At 64.7% G+C, this 2,383-nt stretch carries 2 protein-coding genes; both read left to right on the top strand.

Annotated elements, in window-relative coordinates; genetic code table 11:
- On the top strand, nt 1-436 hold a 436-nt coding region (locus EN914_RS32265; RefSeq protein ID WP_164779071.1), incomplete at its 5' end, for a pirin family protein.
- 141 nt (nt 437-577) lie between these two features.
- Nucleotides 578-2,383: 1-deoxy-D-xylulose-5-phosphate synthase (dxs, locus tag EN914_RS32270; RefSeq protein ID WP_127387871.1), on the top strand; the 1,806-nt coding region annotated here is incomplete at its 3' end.

Genomic DNA, 2,383 nt, shown 5'->3' on the forward strand with positions numbered 1-2,383 from the left:
GATTGATGCCGAAGGCGTCAACGGGCGCCTCATCATCGGCGATTTCCAAGGATTACGGTCCCCGGTCAGGGCCGATTCGGAGACGCTCTACGCCGACCTGCGCCTGGCGTCCGGCGCCAGCGTGAAAATCCCTGCCGATGCGGAAGAGCGCGCCATTTACACGCTGGAAGGCGAGGTCTCGATTTCGGGCGATGTGTTCCCAGCCGAACGGCTGCTGGTGTTCCGTCCCGGTGACGAGATCGTCGTGTCGTCGCAGACCGGGGCGCATTTCATGCTGTTCGGCGGCGCCTCTCTTGGTTCGAAGCGTTACATCTGGTGGAATTTCGTCTCGTCGTCGAAAGAGCGTATCGAACAGGCGAAAGAGGAATGGAAGACAGGCCGCTTCGACATCGTTCCAGGAGACGAGGAAGAGTTCATTCCGCTGCCGGAAAGCTGATGCCTGTCGCCCAAAGTGGCCCGGTTTGGGGAAACGACCTGCATAGAAGCAAAAGACCACAGTCTGATCCGCGTCACTGACACGCATTTACTTTCGCCGGCCGGCGGCCTATTTCGCCCATCAACCGAAAGCCTGAGCACCGTGAACGCAACGCCGCATACGCCGCTTCTCGACAAGGCCCGCATCCCGGCCGACCTGCGCATGCTTGCCGAGAGTGAGCTGCCGCAACTGGCGTCCGAGCTTCGCGCCGAGCTGGTCGACGCGGTATCCCGCACGGGTGGTCATCTGGGCGCCGGCCTTGGCGTGGTCGAGCTGACAGTGGCGCTGCACTATGTCTTCAACACCCCCGATGATCGGCTGATCTGGGATGTCGGCCACCAAGCCTATCCGCACAAGATCCTGACCGGCCGCCGCGACCGTATCCGCACGCTGCGCCAGGAAGGCGGCCTATCCGGCTTCACCCGCCGCGCCGAGAGCGAGTACGATCCATTCGGCGCTGCCCACTCCTCGACATCGATATCGGCCGGCCTCGGCATGGCCGCGGCCCGCGATCTCTCCGGCGGCCGCAACAATGTCATCGCCGTCATCGGCGACGGCGCCATGTCTGCCGGCATGGCCTACGAGGCGATGAACAATGCCGGCGCACTCGATGCACGGCTGATCGTCATTCTCAACGACAACGACATGTCGATCGCGCCGCCAACCGGCGCCATGAGCGCCTATCTGGCGCGGCTGGCCTCCGGCAAGGCCTATATCGGCCTGCGCGATTTCGGCAAAAAACTGACGTCTTATCTCGGCAAGCGCGCGGATCGTGCGATCACAAGGGCGGTCGAGCATGCACGTGGCTACGTCACCGGCGGCACGCTGTTCGAGGAACTCGGCTTCTATCACATCGGCCCGATCGACGGCCACAATCTGGAACATCTGATCCCGGTCCTGAAAAATGTCCGAGACAATGGCGAAGGCCCGGTGCTCATCCATGTCGTCACCCAGAAGGGCAAGGGCTATGCGCCGGCGGAAGCCGCCGCCGACAAATATCACGGCGTCAACAAGTTCGACGTCATCACCGGCGCGCAGGCCAAGGCGCCGGCCAACGCACCGGCCTACACCAAGGTGTTCGCCGAAAGCCTGGTCCAGGAGGGCCGCGAGGACGACCGCATCGTCGCCGTCACCGCAGCCATGCCGAGCGGTACCGGCCTCGACCTGTTCGGCGAAGCGTTCCCGTCGAGGACCTTCGATGTCGGCATCGCCGAACAGCACGCGGTGACCTTCGCCGCCGGCCTCGCCACCGAAGGCTACAAGCCGTTCGCGGCCATCTATTCCACCTTCCTGCAGCGCGCCTACGACCAGGTCGTCCACGACGTCGCCATCCAGAAATTACCGGTGCGCTTTCCCATCGACCGCGCCGGCTTCGTCGGCGCCGATGGCGCCACCCATTGCGGCGCCTTCGACACCACCTTCCTGGCGACACTGCCGGGCTTCGTGGTGATGGCGGCGGCCGACGAGGCGGAGCTGCGCCACATGGTACGCACCGCGGCAAGCTATGATGACGGCCCGATCGCCTTTCGCTATCCGCGCGGCAATGGCGTTGGCGTCGACATGCCGGAGCGTGGCTCCGTGCTCGAAATCGGCAAGGGCCGCATCGTCAGGGAGGGCACCAAGGTAGCATTGCTGTCCTTCGGCACACGGCTGCAGGATTGCCTGATCGCCGCCGAGGAGCTAGGGGCTGCCGGGCTTTCCACCACGGTCGCCGACGCCCGTTTCGCCAAGCCGCTCGACGAGGATCTGATCCGGCGGCTGGCCCGCTCGCATGAGGTTCTGGTGACGGTGGAGGAGGGCGCCGTCGGCGGCTTCGCCAGCCATGTGCTGCAGTTCCTCGCCCATGAAGGCCTGCTGGAAAGCGGCCTGAAGGTGCGCCCGCTGGTGCTGCCCGACGTGTTTACCGAC

Source organism: Mesorhizobium sp. M7A.F.Ca.CA.001.08.2.1 (genome assembly GCF_003998455.1).
In the GTDB taxonomy this organism is placed as follows: domain Bacteria; phylum Pseudomonadota; class Alphaproteobacteria; order Rhizobiales; family Rhizobiaceae; genus Mesorhizobium; species Mesorhizobium ciceri.